Consider the following 16,403-nt stretch of genomic DNA (forward strand, 5'->3'; position numbering starts at 1 on the left):
CGGAAAAATGGAGAAAAACATGCATCTGCACAGCTCGCAGCAAGCCCGCCCCGCAACGCGCGAATGGAACTTGTTCGAAGACAGCATCCTTGCCCTTTACCTTGGGCAAAGCGCAGCCCGCATTTTCGCGCATGGTGCGATTTACCATCTGACCGAAGGGGAAACCCTGACCTTGGGCGGCCCGCAAACGCTGACAGTGGTGCTGGATGGTGTTCTGATCGCGCAGACAGGCTGGCAAGGGCCGGGGTGTCACGTTGCCGGCGATGGCACCTGTTACAAGGTCAAAAGCGAAACGGCTTCGGTCTGGGTGTTGGACCGTGCGGGAACTGGCTGGCAGGCTCCGGGGCGGCAAGCCTTGCAGCACGCGCTAGAGATGGCATTGACAGCAGCCGACCGTGCGCTGCAAGCAGCGACCCCGCCCGCGGACTTGCCTGATCCCGAAACGCTCAGCGATGTAGACCACCCGCAAATCCGGCGTATGGCCGCCCGTTTGCGCCGCACCAGTGAAGCGGCCACCGCCGATGCCGTATTCCGGTTCGTTCAGGCTATGCCTTACCGTTTCGGCAACTGGCAGGAACGCGCCTCTGACACATTGGCGCGCGGCAATGGCATGTGCACGACCAAGGCCAATCTTCAGGTTACGCTGATGCGCGCCGCAGGTCTGGAAGCTGGATTCGTGGAAATGCCCATGTCCATGTCGGTTCTGGGCAAGCTGATGCCGGCTGCATGGTTGGCCATGATGCGCCCGACCGTGCGGCACTATTTCGGGGCGGTCAAACTGGATGGGCGCTGGCATGCGGCAGATTCGTCTTATAATGACGACAGCATGGGTATCTATCTGGAAAGCTTCCCGGATTACGCGCATTTGCTGCCGGCGCATGTGTCCATCGGCAAACCCTATAGCCCGACCGCGGAAAAGAACGGCGTGGACCCGTTCGACATTCAGGTCGTCCCGCATCTGAACGAAGAGATGAGCAAGAAAAGCCGCTTCTCGCCCGCGCAATTCGAGGCCCTCAATACACGGCTTGACCGCGCGCAAGGTTCGTGGCGCAATTGGGTGGAAGAAGATCACCCCGATCTGGGCGCCGGTCTGCGCGTCGTCAGCTAAGGCGGAACAGGTATGACATTCGACTGGGACTTTTCGGCCCCCACGCCAAGCGATATGGGCGACCATGACGTGCCGCCCGCAAGCACCCGGCTTGCGGGCAAACGCGTGGCGCTTCTGGTCACAGGTGGTATTGCCGCCATGAAAACCCCGCAAATCGCGCGGGGGTTGCGGCGGCACGGGGCCGATGTCACCGCCTTCGCCAGCACCGACGCGCTGCGCTATGTTGCCCGAGAGGCGTTGGAATGGGCCTGCCTTGGTCAAGTGGTCGACGGGCTGACATGGCGCGCCGAACACCTGTCTGACGGCGCACCGTTCGATGCCTACCTCGTCGCGCCCGCCACGCATAACACCATCGCCAAGATGGCGCAGGGCATTGGTGATACGCTCGTGACCTCTGCCCTGATCTCGGCCTTGGGCCGGATGGAACAGGGGCGCACTCAAGTGCTTGTCGCGCCGACCATGCACGGGTCGATGCACAATGCGCAGCTTGTCGACAATGCCAAACGGCTGGCCGCGCAAGGCGTGCATTTCATCGCCCCGCGCGACGCGTATGGCAAACACAACCTGCCCGATACCGATGTGATCTGCACCGCGGTCGGGCGCGCGCTGTCCACCTCGCCTCTGCGGGGAAAGCCGATCCTGGTCACCGCCGGGCCAACGCCGGTGCCCATCGACGGGGTGCGCCGCATCGTCAACCGCTTCCGGGGGCGGCTGGGGGCCGATATCGCGGCGGAACTGACATGGCGCGGGGCCGACGCCGAATTGCTGCTGGGCGATGGCGCGTGGCGGCCCTCTGCCCCCATGCGGCTGAGCATTGCACGCACCTATAACGACTATCGCGATATGGTCGTGGCGCGAGCCGAACAGGGGTTGTTCGCGGGCATCTTCTCCGCCGGGGTGGCCGATTACAGGCCCAAACAGGTGGTCGATGGCAAGATCGTGTCGGGCACCGCGGAATTGCCGCTGCTGCTGGAACCCACCGAAAAGGTCATCGACATGGCCATGGACGCGGGCGGCGCGATGCACACGGTGGCGTTCAAATACCTTGAAAAGGTCACCGAAGAAGAACTGATCCGCGTTGCCAGCAAACGGCTGGACCGCGCGGGGCTGATCGTCGCCACGCGCGGAGAGGACACCAAAGGCCACGCGCAACGCGCGCTTATGGTCCGGCGTGATGGTGTCACCCCGGTCGACGGCAAGGCCCGGATTGCCAGTGCGATTGCCGATTACCTAGAAACCCTGACAACACCAGATGATGCGCGGCTTGCTGCGGAATAGGCTGCATCAACAGGGCATGGATAATCATTATGCCCGCCCGTAGGGCAGGGTCCGAACGTGGATGCGCGACGCAACCGCGCTATTGGGTCGAATTTGCCTAACCCCAAGGGTTCGCACGCCCCCGCGACACGCTTTGCCCCTGTTCTTCAGCAAGTTTGACCAGTGCCGCGATGCGGTTTTCCGTGTTTGGATGGGTTGAAAACAGCTTGTCGCGCTTGTGCACATGCAGCGGGTTTATGATGAACATATGCGCCGTTTGCGGGTTCGCCTCTGCCCGATCATAGTCAATCCGGCTGGCAAAGCCCTGGATTTTTTCCAGTGCAGAGGCCAGCCACAGCGGGTTGCCGCAAATCTCGGCGCCCACGCGATCGGCCTCATACTCGCGCGAGCGCGAAATCGCCATTTGCACCACCGCCGCCGCCATGGGCGCAAGGATCATCACCAAAAGCGTGACCACGATATTGCCGCGTTCCCGCCCCGCGCTGAAGAACATCGCGAAATTCGCCAGCATCGAAATTGCGCCTGCGAAGGTTGCCGTGATCGTCATGATAAGCGTGTCGAAATTGCGGATATGCGCCAGTTCATGCGCCATGACGGCGGCGACCTCTTCATTCGACATGCGCCGCAACAGCCCGGTGGTCGCGGCGACGGCGGCGTTTTCCGGGTTGCGTCCCGTGGCGAAGGCGTTGGGTTGGTCTTCGTTTATGACGTAAACGCGGGGGCGCGGCATGTCGGCCCCATCGGCCAGTTGGTGCACCATGCGTTCAAGCTCTGGATAAACCTGACTGTTGCATTCCTGTGCATTGTGCATCCGCAACACGGCCTTGTCGGAGTTCCAGTAGGAATACCCGTTCATGCCCACAGCCACGGCCAGCGCGATAAGCAGCCCCGCACCGCCGCCAAGCGCATAGCCCACGGCCATGAAAAGCGCGGTCATCGCGGCCATCAGAATGGCGGTTTTCGTGTAACCCATCATCTTGCACACCCCCGGCGAACCAATCCCATCATCATATGGGCAATGGGCCGGGGCTGCGCAAGCGTGCCGATCACTCGGTCAATAGCCCTGCTGCGCGGAAGGCCGCGCGCAAATCGGATTTTGGGCGCGCGCCGATATGGCCGATCACTTCGGCAGCGGCCATGCAGCCCATGCGGCCCGCGGTTTCCATGTCGCACCCTGTGGCCAGCCCAAACAAGAATCCGGCGGCGAACTGGTCGCCCGCGCCGGTGGCGTCGACCGGGGTGACGGTCTGCACCGGGATTTCCACGCGCACCCCGTCGCGGATAATCCAGACCGGGTCGCCAGAGCGGGTGCAGACGATCAGGTCGCATTCTGTTGCGGCTTGGGCCAGCGCATCTTCAAGGTCATTCGCCTGATACAGCGACACCCATTCCTGTTCGTTGCCGATGACGTAATCCATATCCTCGGCCACCAGCTTGCGGAAATCGTCGCGGTGGCGATCCACGCAGAACGGGTCGGACAGGGCAATTCCGGCCATGCCGCCGCTGCTACGGCAGGCGCGCGCGGCTTTCAGGAAGGCGTCCTTGCCCTTGTCCTTGTCGAACAGGTAGCCCTCCAGGAACACGATCTCACTATCGGCCATGACGGTTTCATCCACGTCATCGGGGCCAAGCTCGGCGGACATTCCCAGATAGGTGTTCATCGACCGCTCACCATCGGGGGTGACGAAGATCATGCTGCGCGACGTGGGCAATTCGCCACCCGCGACCGGGGCATTGACGAATTCCGCGCCCACCTTGTCAGAGTCCTGCGCATAGAACCGTCCCAGTTCGTCGTCATTCACACGCCCCACAAAGGCCGCGCGCAGACCCAGCGCACCCGCGCCCGCCAGCGTATTGGCGACCGACCCGCCAGAGGCTTGGGCGCGGTCCTGCATCGCGGCAAACAGGGTTTCGGCACGGTCACGGTCAATCAGTTGCATGATTGCCTTGTGAATATCCATCCGTTCCAGAAAACGGTCATCCACAGTGGCGATGACATCGACAATGGCATTGCCGATCCCGGCAATCTGGTAGGTTTTCATAGGGTCTTTTCCTCGAATTGGCACAGGTCGCGGATCAGGCAGGTGCTGCACAAGGGCTTGCGCGCCTTGCAGATGTAGCGCCCGTGCAGGATCAGCCAGTGATGGGCGTGAAGTTGGTATTCGGCGGGGATGTTGTCTTCGATGGCGCGTTCGACTGTATCGACATCGCGGCCGGGGCAAATACCGGTGCGGTTGCCGACCCGGAAGATATGCGTGTCCACCGCCTGCGCGGGCATCCGCCACCACATGTTCAGCACCACATTCGCCGTCTTGCGGCCCACACCGGGCAAAGATTGCAGCGCCGCGCGCGAAGATGGCACCGCGCCGCCATATTGCTCAACCAGAATGCGGCTCAGCTTGATGACATTCTTGGCCTTGTTGCGATACAGGCCGATGGTCTTGATGTGCTGGGTCACGCCCTCTTCCCCAAGGGCGAGCATTTTCTCTGGTGTGTCCGCCACCGCAAACAACCCGCGCGTAGCCTTGTTTACCCCGACATCGGTCGCTTGCGCCGACAGCGCCACGGCGACCAGCAGTGTGTAGACATTGACATGCTCCAACTCTCCCTTGGGTTCCGGGTCTGCCGCGTGGAAGCGGCGAAAGATCTCGCGGATCGTGGGGTAATCGAGTTGCTTGGCCATCGCCTCTCTATGCAATGCGTCGCGGGCCGGGGCAATCCCTTAGCCGCGCGCCATCGCCGTCAGATCCAGCGCGCCCAGATCGCGCATGATCGCGCGCACTGCATCGGTGAAGTATTCGCCGTCGCCGGGGTGATGATCGCCTTGATGGATGACCAGCGGCGGCAACAGCATGAAGGGGCTGCGCGCGCCCTTGCGCGCCTGCACGATAGCGCGGCGCGCCGGATGCCCGGCGCGCGCGGCCAAAGGCAACACAACGGCGCTGGCCCGCCCTGCGATTCCGGCCAGAATATCGGGCAAGCGCTCGGTCAGGTGAATGATGGTCAGATATCCCCCATCCCGAACGCGCCGCAGGCCGACATCCAGCCATTCGGCCAAGGGTGTGTCCTCTCGCAAGGCGCGGTCGCGGCCTGCATCCTGTGCGGCCGGACCATTGGCGGCGTAATAGGGCGGGTTGGCGATGACATGGTCAAAGCTGCGATTGCGCAGATCGCAGGGCAGGTCGCGCAGATCGGCCTCTGTCACAGTCAGGGCCACCCGGTTTGTCGTGGCATTTCGACGCGCAAGCGCTGCATACGCGCCTTGCAGTTCGACCCCGTCCAACGCCAGCCCCGGCACGCGCGCGGCCAAGCACAGGCTGGCCACGCCCACGCCGCAGCCCAATTCCAACACCGATTGCCCGGCGCGGGCCGGCACGCTGGCGGCCAGAAAAACCGGGTCGGTCGCCGCGCGATAGCCCACACGCGGTTGCCACGCCTGCACATGACCACCCAGAAAGGCGTCGCAGGTCAAACCAGCATCGTTTGACTCAATCATGCAACGGTATACCATTCTCACGCAGGATAGAACTTGCCATGAAATGGTCTTCGCGCCGTACCAGTAGACGACGCGGCATCATGCCCAAGGTTGATTCCAATGTGTGCATATGGACGTCTACATCGAACACCTCTATACCCTCGCCCTGCAACAGGGCTGTGGCATACGGAATGACCGTCGGGTTCGTGGTTCGCAAAAGCTCTTTCATGGCGGCAGTTTAGTAACGCAACGCCAGGTTTGTCGAGACAGGATGCACAGAATGGATACGCAACATATGCAAGATCGCCCCCATGACGCGCTTGCCGCGCATTTGTCAGACGACCTGACCGCGGTCAATGCGCTGATCCGACAGACCATGGCGTCCGAGCATGCGCCCCGCATTCCAGAGGTTACGGCGCATCTGATCGAAGCGGGCGGCAAGCGCATTCGGCCCATGCTGGTACTGGCGGCGGCGGACCTGTGCGGCTATGACGGCGCGCATCATCACCACTTGGCCGCAACGGTAGAGTTCATTCACACCGCGACGCTGCTGCATGATGATGTTGTCGATGAAAGCGCGCAGCGCCGGGGTCGGGCCACGGCCAATCTGTTATGGGACAACAAATCCTCTGTGCTGGTGGGCGATTATCTGTTTGCCCGTGCGTTCCAGCTTATGGTGGCTTGCGGGTCGCTGCGGGTGTTGGACATTCTGTCGAACGCCTCTGCCACGATTGCAGAGGGCGAGGTGCTGCAACTGACCACCGCACAAAACCTTGGCACGACCGAAGCGCAATACCTGCGCGTGATCCGGGGCAAGACGGCGGCGCTGTTTTCGGCGGCAACTGAATCTGGCGCGGTGCTGGCTGGCGCGCCCGAAGACAAGGTGCAGGCGCTGTTCACTTATGGGGACGCGCTGGGCATAAGCTTTCAGATGGTTGATGATTTTCTGGATTTCGGCGGCGCGGGTGACGATATCGGCAAGCGCATCGGCGACGATTTCCGCGAACGCAAGGTGACCTTGCCCATCATCCGCGCCTTTGCTCGCGCCGATGTGGAGGAGCGCGCTTTCTGGCAGCGCACCATTGCCAAGGGCGACCAGCAGGACGGCGATTTCGAGCAAGCCTGCGCCATCATCGCCCGCCACGGCACCTTAGAGGAAACGCGGGCCGAGGCCTTGGCATGGTCCCACCGCGCAAAAGAGGCGTTGTCAGATCTGCCCGATACGCCATTGCGTGCCATGCTGTCAGACCTTGCGACCTATGTGGTGCAGCGGTTGAACTAACCTATAGCGCTGTCAGGACCGCCCGTGCCTGAAGGCTGTCGGCGTTCATCTGGGCGATCAGTTTGTCGACACCGGCGTAAGCGACTTCGTCGCGCAGATGTTCGACCAGCGCCACCGACAGCCGCGCGCCATACAGATCGCCCTTGAAGTCGAACAGGAAGGTTTCCAGATTGGGGCTGTTCACCCCGAACATGGGCCGCACACCCATAGAGGCAACGCCCTGATAGCGCCCTGTATGCGGGCCATCCAGCACATCGACCAACACGGCATAGACCCCGAAGCGCGGCGGGTGCAGCCCGTCGATGGACATGTTCGCGGTTGGGTAACCCAATGCACGACCGCGTTTTTCGCCATGCAGAACCGGCCCTTCGATGCGGTGCCAATGGCCCAGCATCCGCGCGGCGCGGCGCGGGTCGCCTTCGGTCAGCGCGGCGCGAATGGCGGTCGAGGAAAAGACCTCTCCGCCTTGTGCCACAAGATCGGCCACGGTCACGTCAAAGCCCAGTTCACTGCCGAGGGCCTGCAAATCTGCGGCTGTCCCGGTGCGCCCCTTGCCAAAGCAGAAATCCGCCCCGATCACGACATGGCGAATGCCAAGCCCGTCATGTAGCACCTGCACCGCGAAATCGCGTGCCGAAAGTTGCGACAGCGTGCTGTCGAACGGCAGTTCATACAGCCGCTCTACCCCCAGCATATCCAACCTGTGCGCGCGGGCTTGTGCATTCATCAGGCGGAACGGGGCCGCGTCTGGGAAGAAGAATTCGCGCGGGTGCGGCTCGAATGTAATGACGCCCAAAGGCGCATCGCTGCGGCGCGCCATGTCGATCACGGCGCGGTGGCCCAGATGCAGCCCGTCGAAATTGCCCATGGCGACCGATGCGCCACGAGCGCTGCCGTCAAGACCGGTCCAGTGGTGGAAAACCTGCATCTGCCCTCGTTGGGGCAAATGCGCCCCTTAGTCGAATTTGCGGCTGGGGGCCAGCACGGTGGCTTCGCCCTTCAACACCGTCATATCCCCCACCGTGCAGCGACAATCAAGGGTCACGCGGCGTTTGGCATAGTCGATGGTCAGAACCGTGACTTCGGCGCGCACCACGTCGCCGGGGCGGACAGGGGCCATGAATTTCAGCGACTGGCCCATGTAGATCGTGCCATGGCCGGGCAGTTGTTCGCCGATCACGGCGGAAATCAGCCCGGCGGTCAGCATTCCATGTGCGATCCGGCCTTCGAAAATCGTGTCTTGTGCATAAGCGTCGTCCAGATGCACAGGGTTGCGGTCGGTCGACACCTCCGCGAACAATTCGATGTCGCGGTCGGTGATTTCCTTTTGCAGATGGCGCGCCATGCCGATTTCCAGATCTTCGATGCAGATCGTGCCACGCGGGAAATTGTCATTCATACCGTTGTCCAACATCGTATCACGCCTTTCAAAGGTTCCGGGCCATGTTGCGGTGCAGCACTAGCCCATCAGGCCGAGTCGCGCAAGAGGCTTGCGTAATAAAATGTCAGTATGGCGGGTTTGTGGTGTAATTATGTTGCGTGGCAATCTGTCGCAAGCGGGACAGGGCGGCCTTAGCGAAGCCGCCCGATAGCATAGGTGGGCGCTTGGCCTTCATCTGCCAGCCATGCAGCCAGCGGGGCTTGTTCAGGCGTTTCGACATCCGCGCCGAACTTGTCTGCGGCCAGCCCCCCGGTGATGAACAGCGTATCCACCCCCTCGGCCATACCGCCCTTGATATCGGTCTGAATACCGTCGCCAATGGCGATCACCCGGTCTTCGGCAAAGCGTAGCCCCAGATTTTGCGCATGACGGCGCGCAAGATCGTAGATTGGCGGGTGGGGTTTGCCGAAATACAGGCTCTCGCCGCCCATCTGGTCATAAAGCTGCGCCAGCGCGCCCGCGCAATAGATGCGCGTTTCGCCGTAATCGACAACAATGTCGGGGTTGGCACAGAGCAGTTTCAACCCGCGCGCCTTGGCGGCCAGAAAGCGCCCGCGATAGTCCTCTGGCGTCTCCGTCAGTTCTTCGAACGGGCCGGTGCAGATAATGCCCTCGGCATCCTCGAAGCTGACGCGTTCGATGGCCGGGTAATCGCCCGCCCAATCGGGCAGGTCGGTGAAGAACCCGTCATCCTTGTCTGGCCCCAGATGCCAGATCTTGGTGCCCACCGCGCCGATCAGCATGGCGGTTTGCGCCGCGTCGCCAGAGGTGGCGATGGCGTCATAGGCGTCGGGCGACAGGCCCATCTCGTTTAGCCGCGCGCGCACCCCGGCTTCGGGGCGCGGCGCATTCGTGACCAGAATGACCCGCCCGCCAGCTTGGCGATAGGCGATCAGCGCGGCTTCGGCGGCGGGGTAGATGACCTCTCCGTTATGCACACAGCCCCAAAGATCCACCAAGGCAAGGTTATAGTTTGCCGAAACCTCGGCGAAGCTGCTGATAATGCGGGTCATGTCAGGGCCTTTCAGAGCGCCAGAACGGGGATGATCTGTTTCTTGCGGCTCATGACACCGGGCAGCACCACGCTGTCGCCGTCGACCGTCGCGCCGAAAGATTTTTCGGCAACTGCCCGCGTCAGGTCGTTGGGCACCAGCATGGTCGCTTCCTCGCGCAGAATATCGACCACGAACAGCAGCACCTGATCGGCCCCGTCCTCGGCCGCGACGGTTTCCATGCTGGCCATCAGGCTGGCCTTGCGCGACAGGATCTGCTCGGGAGAGGTGGTTTCCAAAACTGACACGCGGAACTTCTTGCCACCCACTTCGTAATTCTTGCTATCCATCCGCAACAATTCGGCGTCTGAAAACGCCGAAACATCCGATTTCGCAGCGAACATGGCGCTGGCCAATGCGCCCATATCCACGCCCAGATCATCCGCCAAGGCGTGGGCAATGGCGCGGTCTTCCTGCGTGGTGGTGGGCGAGCGGAATTCCAGCGTGTCCGACAGGATGCAGGACAGCATCAGCCCCTTCACCCATGCCGGCGCTTGCGCCATATGCTTGCCGATCAGGCTGTGCATGATGGTTGCGGTGCAGGCCAGCGGGCGGATGGTAATGTCGATCGGCCCCTTGGTTTCCAAGCCGCCGACCAGCTTGTGGTGGTCGATGATCGCGGTCACATCCAACGCGTTGATATTGGAGGGCAATTCGGCAGGGTTGTTGGTGTCCACAACCACGGCGGGGGTGCCGTCGGCAATGTCGGTCACGATGCGCGGCTTGGGGCAATCCCAGTGTTTGAGAACGAAGGCTGCCTCGGTATTCGGCTCGCCCAGCAGCACGGCCTCTGCCGGGGTTTTCTTTATTTCGTTCAGGAACCACGCCCAGATAACGGGTGATCCGGTGGAATCCGTATCGGGCGAGAGATGGCCGAAAACAAGCGTGGTCATGTGGTGCTGTCCCGTATGTCTATGGTCGTTGCGCGGGTTATAGGCGGTGCAGCATTGCTTGTCATCCTCTGTTGCGGAAGCCTGCGCAAACGGTAACGGCGCAGCACGATTTTTGCAAAAGGACTGGTTGACAGCCTGTCGCACCCTTCCTACCTATGAGCCGTTAGCACTCATCCATATCGAGTGCTAATAAAATTCAACCTGGAACCATGGGAGTGTTCTCAGATGGCATTCAAACCGCTGCACGATCGCGTGCTTGTTCGTCGCGTCGAAAGTGAAGAAAAGACCAAGGGTGGTCTTATCATTCCCGAGACCGCCAAGGAAAAGCCCGCAGAGGGTGAAGTGATCGCCACCGGCGAAGGCGCACGCAAGGATTCGGGCGAATTGATCGCGCCCGCCGTGAAAGCTGGCGACCGCGTTCTGTTCGGCAAATGGTCGGGCACCGAAGTGACCGTCGATGGCGAAGAACTGCTCATCATGAAGGAAAGCGACATTCTGGGCGTCATCGCCTGATCTCGCACCTGACATATTCAATTCAGACAACCAGGAGGCACCAAAATGGCTGCTAAGGACGTCAAATTCAGCACCAACGCGCGCGACCGTATGCTCAAGGGCGTGAACACCCTGGCCGATGCGGTCAAGGTTACGCTGGGCCCGAAAGGCCGCAATGTCGTGATCGACAAATCGTTCGGCGCACCGCGCATCACCAAGGACGGTGTTTCGGTCGCCAAGGAAATCGAACTGGAAGACAAGTTCGAAAACATGGGCGCGCAGATGGTGAAAGAAGTCGCCTCGCGCACCAATGACGAAGCTGGCGACGGCACCACCACCGCGACCGTGCTGGCACAAGCCATCATTCGCGAAGGCCTGAAATCGGTTGCCGCCGGCATGAACCCGATGGACCTGAAGCGCGGCATTGATCTGGCGACCAAGAAAGTCGTCGAATCGATCATGGCTGCCGCCCGCCCGGTCAATGACAGCGACGAAGTGGCCCAGGTCGGCACCATTTCGGCCAATGGCGAAGCCGAAATCGGCCGTCAGATCGCCGATGCGATGCAGAAGGTCGGCAACGAGGGTGTCATCACCGTCGAGGAAAACAAGGGTCTGGAAACAGAAACCGATGTCGTCGAAGGTATGCAGTTCGACCGTGGTTACCTGTCGCCCTATTTCGTGACCAACTCTGAAAAGATGATCGCGGAACTGGACGATGCGATCATCCTGATCCACGAGAAGAAACTGTCCTCTTTGCAGCCGATGGTGCCGCTGCTGGAGCAAGTGATCCAGTCGCAGAAGCCGCTGCTGATCATCGCAGAAGACGTGGAAGGCGAAGCGCTGGCCACGCTGGTCGTGAACAAGCTGCGCGGCGGTCTGAAGATCGCGGCTGTCAAGGCACCGGGCTTCGGCGACCGTCGCAAGGCCATGCTGCAAGATATTGCAATTCTGACCGGCGGTCAGGTCATCAGCGAAGATCTGGGCATGAAGCTGGAAAGCGTGACCATGGACATGCTGGGTTCCGCCAAGCGCGTCTCGATCACCAAGGACGAAACCACCATCGTGGACGGTGCTGGCGAGAAGGCCGAAATCGAAGCTCGCGTGGCGCAGATCCGCGCGCAGATCGAAGAAACCTCCAGCGATTACGACCGCGAGAAGCTGCAAGAACGTCTGGCCAAGCTGGCTGGCGGTGTTGCCGTCATCCGCGTGGGCGGCATGAGCGAAGTGGAAGTGAAAGAGCGCAAGGACCGTGTTGATGACGCTCTGAACGCAACCCGCGCTGCCGTTCAGGAAGGCATCGTTGTTGGCGGTGGTGTCGCACTTGTGCAGGGTGCGAAAGCGCTGGAAGGCTTGGAAGGCGGCAATGCTGACCAGACCGTGGGTATCTCTATCGTGCGTCGCGCGATTGAAGCACCGCTGCGCCAGATCGCGGACAATGCAGGCTTTGACGGCTCTGTCGTTGCAGGCAAGATCCGCGAATCCGACGATAAGACCTTCGGCTTCAACGCACAGACCGGCGAATATGGCGACATGTTCAAGTTTGGCGTGATCGACCCCGCAAAGGTCGTGCGCACCGCGCTGCAAGATGCAGCTTCGGTCGCTGGCCTGCTGATCACCACCGAAGCCATGATCGCCGACAAGCCAGAGCCGAAAGGCGGCAACGCAGGCGGTATGCCCGATATGGGCGGCATGGGCGGCATGGGCGGCATGATGTAAGCCTGCCCGGCACCGCATGAACCGCGAAAGGCCGCCCTTCGGGGCGGCCTTTTTCATGTGCAAAGGGTTGGTCGGTCGGCAGCAACTAGCTGGCAGATGCCAAGCTAACGTGGTTGCCGGGCCTGTTGGGCGCGCAACGCTTGCAGTTTTGGACGATGCCCAGAGCCAAGTCTTTTCAGCCGCTCAGAACAGCCGCAGCGGATCAGGGGCGTTTCAGCGGGTCGCACGACGCGGCTGGCGCGGCGGATTACTCCGCCGCCGCGTGTTGCAGCGCCCGCACCCCGATATCGCCTTCCAGCATGGCGCGGATGGCCTGAACCGCCGCATGGCTACCTGCCGCCGTGGTGTAATAGGGGATCTTGTCATAAAGGGCCACCGCGCGAATTTCGCGGCTGTCCTCTATCGCCTGTGCGCCTTCGGTGGTGTTCAGCACCATGGCAATTTCGCCGCTTTTCAGCAGGTCCACGATATTCGGACGGCCCTCATAGACCTTGTTGACCAATTCGCAGGGCACATCCTGCGCGGCCAGCCAATCGGCGGTGCCGCGTGTGGCGACAATGACAAAGCCCATCTCGACCAGAAGCTTGGCGGCCTCTAGCATCATCGGTCCCTTGTCGTAATCCTTGATCGACAAGAACACGCGGCCTTCGCTTGGCAGGTCCACACCTGCGCCAAGCTGGGCCTTGTAGAACGCGCGGTCAAAGCGGCGTGCCCAGCCCATCACCTCGCCGGTGGAGCGCATTTCCGGCCCCAGAAGCGTGTCGACACCGGGGAACCGCGCGAAGGGCAACACCGCTTCCTTGACCGAGAACCACGGCGTTTGCGGGTCCGCCAGCGTCATCGGATCGCCCATTGGCAGCGGGTCCGAGGGGGCGACATCGGCGCTGATCGGCGCGCGCATCGGGAAGTTCGACAAGGGTTCACCCGCCATAAGCCGCGCAGCGATGGACGCAATCGCGCTGTCGGTGGCCTTGGCCACGAATGGCACGGTGCGCGACGCGCGCGGGTTCACTTCCAGCACATAGATTTCGCCATCCTTGATAGCGAATTGCACATTCATCAGCCCGACCACGTTCAGCCCGCGCGCCATGGCTTCGGTCTGCACGCGCAATTCTGCGATTGTGTCGGCATCCAGCGAATAGGGGGGCAAAGAGCAGGCGGAGTCGCCCGAATGCACGCCCGCTTCCTCAATATGCTGCATAATGCCCGCGACATGCACATTCTTGCCGTCACACAGTGCATCCACATCCACCTCGACCGCGCCGATCAGGTAGCTGTCCAGCAGCACCGGGTTCTTGCCCGACACGACCACCGCATCGCGGATATAGCGTTCCAGATGCGCGTCGTCGCGCACGATCTCCATCGCGCGACCGCCCAGAACATAAGATGGGCGGATCACCAACGGGTAGCCAACCTGTTGCGCGATATTGAACGCCTGTTCGGGGCTAGAGGCAATGCCATTGACCGGCTGGCGCAAACCCAACTTGTTCAGCAGCGCCTGAAACCTTTCGCGGTCCTCGGCCAAGTCAATCGCATCGGGGCTGGTGCCGAGTATGGGAATGCCTTCATCCTGAAGCGCGTTTGCCAGCTTCAGCGGTGTCTGCCCGCCAAACTGCACGATAACCCCGTGCAGCGTGCCGTTTTCCTGCTCGACACGCAGGATTTCCAGAACATGCTCCAGCGTCAGCGGCTCAAAATACAGCCGGTCCGATGTGTCGTAATCGGTCGACACGGTTTCCGGGTTGCAGTTGATCATGATGGTTTCATAGCCGACATCGGTCAGCGCAAAACAGGCGTGGCAGCAGCAATAGTCGAACTCTATCCCTTGGCCGATCCGGTTCGGGCCGCCGCCCAAGATAACCACCTTTTTGCGGTCCGAGGGGCGCGCCTCGCATTCGGCGTCACCCATGACCGGGGTTTCATAGGTGGAATACATGTAGGGGGTTTGCGCCTCGAACTCGGCGGCGCAGGTGTCGATCCGTTTGAACACCGCGTTCACGCCCAGATTGCGGCGCGCGCGGCGCACTTGGTCTTCGTCACGGCCGGTCAGCGCGGCCAAGCGGGCATCGGTGAAGCCCAGCATTTTCACCTCGCGCAGCCCCTCGGCAGTCACGGGCAGGCCGGCCTTGCGGATGCCTGCTTCAGCTTCGATGATCTCGCGGATGCGCGCCAAGAACCACGGGTCGAAGGATGTCGCAGCCTGAATGTCGTCATTCGACAGCCCTTCGCGCATAGCCTGTGCAATCAGCCGCAACCGGTCCGGGGTCTGGCTGCTGATGGCCTTGATGATCGCGGCGCGGTCAGGGGCGCCGGGAATGGCGATCTCGTCAAAGCCGGTCAGGCCGGTTTCCATGCTGGCCAAGGCTTTTTGCATGGATTCGTGGAAGGTCCGGCCAATCGCCATTGCTTCGCCCACCGATTTCATAGCGGTGGTCAGTTCGGGCTTGGAACCTGCGAACTTTTCAAAAGCGAACCTTGGGATCTTGGTGACAACATAATCTATGGTCGGTTCGAACGACGCAGGTGTCACTTTCGTGATATCGTTGTCCAATTCGTCCAGCGTGTAGCCGATGGCCAGTTTCGCGGCGATCTTGGCGATCGGGAAACCCGTCGCCTTCGACGCCAGCGCCGAAGAACGCGACACACGCGGGTTCATCTCGATCACGACCATGCGGCCATCGGCGGGGTTGATCGCCCATTGCACGTTGGACCCGCCGGTCTCGACACCGATTTCACGCAGCACGGCGATAGAGCCGTTGCGCATGATCTGGTATTCCTTGTCGGTCAGCGTCAGGGCAGGGGCCACGGTGATCGAATCGCCCGTGTGCACGCCCATCGGGTCCACGTTTTCGATGGAACAGACGATGATGGCGTTGTCGGCGCGGTCGCGCACGACCTCCATCTCATACTCTTTCCAGCCCAGCAGCGATTCATCGACCAGAATTTGCGCCACGGGCGATGCGTCCAGTCCCGACCGGCAGATGCGTTCGTAATCGTCGCGGTTATAGGCCACGCCGCCGCCCGTGCCCCCCAGCGTGAAAGCGGGGCGGATAATGGCGGGCAGGCCGACATATTCGATAGCCTCTATGGCGGCGGCAACACCGGCATTGATGTCGTATTTGCCGTTGTCCAGCTTCGGCGCGGCAATGATCGTGGCTTTCGGGTTCTCCAGCCCGATACGGTCCATCGCCTCGCGGAACAGCTTGCGGTCTTCGGCCATTTCGATGGCTTCGCGATTCGCGCCGATCAGTTCCACCCCGAACTTTTCCAATACACCCATATCGGCCAGCGCCAGCGAGGTGTTCAGCCCGGTTTGCCCGCCCATCGTGGGCAGCAGCGCGTCGGGGCGTTCTTTTTCGATAATCTTGGCGACAATCTCTGGCGTGATGGGTTCGATATAGGTGGCATCCGCCAGCCCCGGATCGGTCATGATGGTCGCAGGGTTCGAATTGACCAGAATGACCCGATACCCTTCCTCGCGTAGCGCCTTGCAGGCTTGCGCGCCGGAATAGTCGAACTCGCATGCCTGCCCGATCACGATGGGCCCGGCCCCGATAATCATGATGGATTGGATGTCGGTTCTTTTCGGCATGGCTGACCCCCTTGCACGCGCAGACGCGCGCCCCGCCAAGGGCCGCGCAAATTGGGGCGGGTTATAGGCCATGG

The 16,403-nt window shown here is 61.5% G+C and carries 15 protein-coding genes; 5 read left to right on the forward strand and 10 right to left on the reverse strand.

The window, feature by feature from the left end:
* Nucleotides 1-19 precede the first annotated feature (19 nt).
* Both AWT76_RS04125 and AWT76_RS04130 read left to right on the forward strand, forming a co-directional pair.
* Nucleotides 20-1,108 carry a transglutaminase family protein gene (locus tag AWT76_RS04125; RefSeq protein ID WP_176699334.1) on the forward strand — a complete coding sequence of 363 codons (1,089 nt, stop codon included), beginning with the start codon at nucleotides 20-22 and terminating at the stop codon, nucleotides 1,106-1,108.
* Nucleotides 1,109-1,120: 12 nt separating this feature from the next.
* Entirely contained in the window at nucleotides 1,121-2,386 is a 1,266-nt protein-coding gene (locus tag AWT76_RS04130) for a phosphopantothenoylcysteine decarboxylase domain-containing protein (RefSeq protein WP_072245165.1), read from the forward strand.
* Between the two features lie 97 nt (nucleotides 2,387-2,483).
* On the opposite strand, the gene htpX is transcribed toward AWT76_RS04130, so the two are convergent.
* The 5 genes from htpX to AWT76_RS04155 form a co-directional block, all read right to left on the reverse strand.
* Nucleotides 2,484-3,359, reverse strand: a complete 876-nt coding sequence (gene htpX / locus AWT76_RS04135; protein ID WP_072245166.1) for a zinc metalloprotease HtpX — start codon at nucleotides 3,357-3,359, stop codon at nucleotides 2,484-2,486.
* 73 nt (nucleotides 3,360-3,432) lie between these two features.
* Nucleotides 3,433-4,428, reverse strand: coding sequence for an adenosine kinase (locus AWT76_RS04140; protein WP_072245168.1), 996 nt, complete (start codon nucleotides 4,426-4,428; stop codon nucleotides 3,433-3,435).
* Nucleotides 4,425-5,069: an endonuclease III gene (gene nth / locus AWT76_RS04145; RefSeq protein WP_072245169.1), complete on the reverse strand. Its 645-nt coding sequence runs from the start codon at nucleotides 5,067-5,069 to the stop codon at nucleotides 4,425-4,427. The genes AWT76_RS04140 and nth overlap by 4 nt, the downstream gene beginning before the upstream one ends.
* 39 nt (nucleotides 5,070-5,108) lie before the next feature.
* The gene (locus AWT76_RS04150; protein WP_072245170.1) at nucleotides 5,109-5,882 is read right to left on the reverse strand and encodes a tRNA1(Val) (adenine(37)-N6)-methyltransferase; all 774 of its coding nucleotides are present in this window, start codon (nucleotides 5,880-5,882) and stop codon (nucleotides 5,109-5,111) included.
* Nucleotides 5,875-6,090, reverse strand: a complete 216-nt coding sequence (locus tag AWT76_RS04155) for a putative signal transducing protein (RefSeq protein ID WP_072245171.1) — start codon at nucleotides 6,088-6,090, stop codon at nucleotides 5,875-5,877. The genes AWT76_RS04150 and AWT76_RS04155 overlap by 8 nt, the downstream gene beginning before the upstream one ends.
* A 51-nt stretch (nucleotides 6,091-6,141) precedes the next feature.
* Here AWT76_RS04155 and AWT76_RS04160 point away from each other — a divergent pair, with 51 nt between their 5' ends.
* Nucleotides 6,142-7,143 carry a polyprenyl synthetase family protein gene (locus tag AWT76_RS04160; protein WP_072245174.1) on the forward strand — a complete coding sequence of 334 codons (1,002 nt, stop codon included), beginning with the start codon at nucleotides 6,142-6,144 and terminating at the stop codon, nucleotides 7,141-7,143.
* A gap of 1 nt (nucleotide 7,144) precedes the next feature.
* Here the strand turns inward: AWT76_RS04160 and AWT76_RS04165 are convergent, their stop codons facing one another.
* The 4 genes from AWT76_RS04165 to AWT76_RS04180 form a co-directional block, all read right to left on the reverse strand.
* On the reverse strand, nucleotides 7,145-8,071 hold the full coding sequence (locus tag AWT76_RS04165; protein WP_072245177.1) for a bifunctional riboflavin kinase/FAD synthetase: 927 nt from the start codon (nucleotides 8,069-8,071) through the stop codon (nucleotides 7,145-7,147).
* A 27-nt stretch (nucleotides 8,072-8,098) separates the two neighbouring features.
* A complete protein-coding gene (locus AWT76_RS04170) occupies nucleotides 8,099-8,542 on the reverse strand; it encodes a MaoC family dehydratase (RefSeq protein ID WP_072247429.1) in 444 nt (147 codons plus the stop codon).
* A gap of 173 nt (nucleotides 8,543-8,715) precedes the next feature.
* A complete protein-coding gene (locus tag AWT76_RS04175; protein ID WP_072245179.1) occupies nucleotides 8,716-9,597 on the reverse strand; it encodes a TIGR01459 family HAD-type hydrolase in 882 nt (293 codons plus the stop codon).
* Nucleotides 9,598-9,608: 11 nt separating this feature from the next.
* Nucleotides 9,609-10,529: a manganese-dependent inorganic pyrophosphatase gene (locus AWT76_RS04180; RefSeq protein ID WP_072245181.1), complete on the reverse strand. Its 921-nt coding sequence runs from the start codon at nucleotides 10,527-10,529 to the stop codon at nucleotides 9,609-9,611.
* A 225-nt stretch (nucleotides 10,530-10,754) separates the two neighbouring features.
* Between AWT76_RS04180 and AWT76_RS04185 the strand changes: the two genes are divergently transcribed.
* Together AWT76_RS04185 and groL are read left to right on the forward strand one after the other, a co-directional pair.
* Complete coding sequence (locus AWT76_RS04185) at nucleotides 10,755-11,042, forward strand: co-chaperone GroES (protein WP_072245183.1); 288 nt, start codon at nucleotides 10,755-10,757, stop codon at nucleotides 11,040-11,042.
* A 45-nt stretch (nucleotides 11,043-11,087) separates the two neighbouring features.
* Nucleotides 11,088-12,737, forward strand: a complete 1,650-nt coding sequence (groL, locus tag AWT76_RS04190) for a chaperonin GroEL (protein WP_072245185.1) — start codon at nucleotides 11,088-11,090, stop codon at nucleotides 12,735-12,737.
* Nucleotides 12,738-12,984: 247 nt separating this feature from the next.
* On the opposite strand, the gene carB is transcribed toward groL, so the two are convergent.
* Nucleotides 12,985-16,329, reverse strand: a complete 3,345-nt coding sequence (gene carB, locus AWT76_RS04195) for a carbamoyl-phosphate synthase large subunit (protein ID WP_072245187.1) — start codon at nucleotides 16,327-16,329, stop codon at nucleotides 12,985-12,987.
* Nucleotides 16,330-16,403: the final 74 nt, after the last annotated feature.

It is taken from the genome of Roseibaca calidilacus, assembly GCF_001517585.1.
Classification (GTDB): Bacteria; Pseudomonadota; Alphaproteobacteria; order Rhodobacterales; family Rhodobacteraceae; genus Roseinatronobacter; species Roseinatronobacter calidilacus.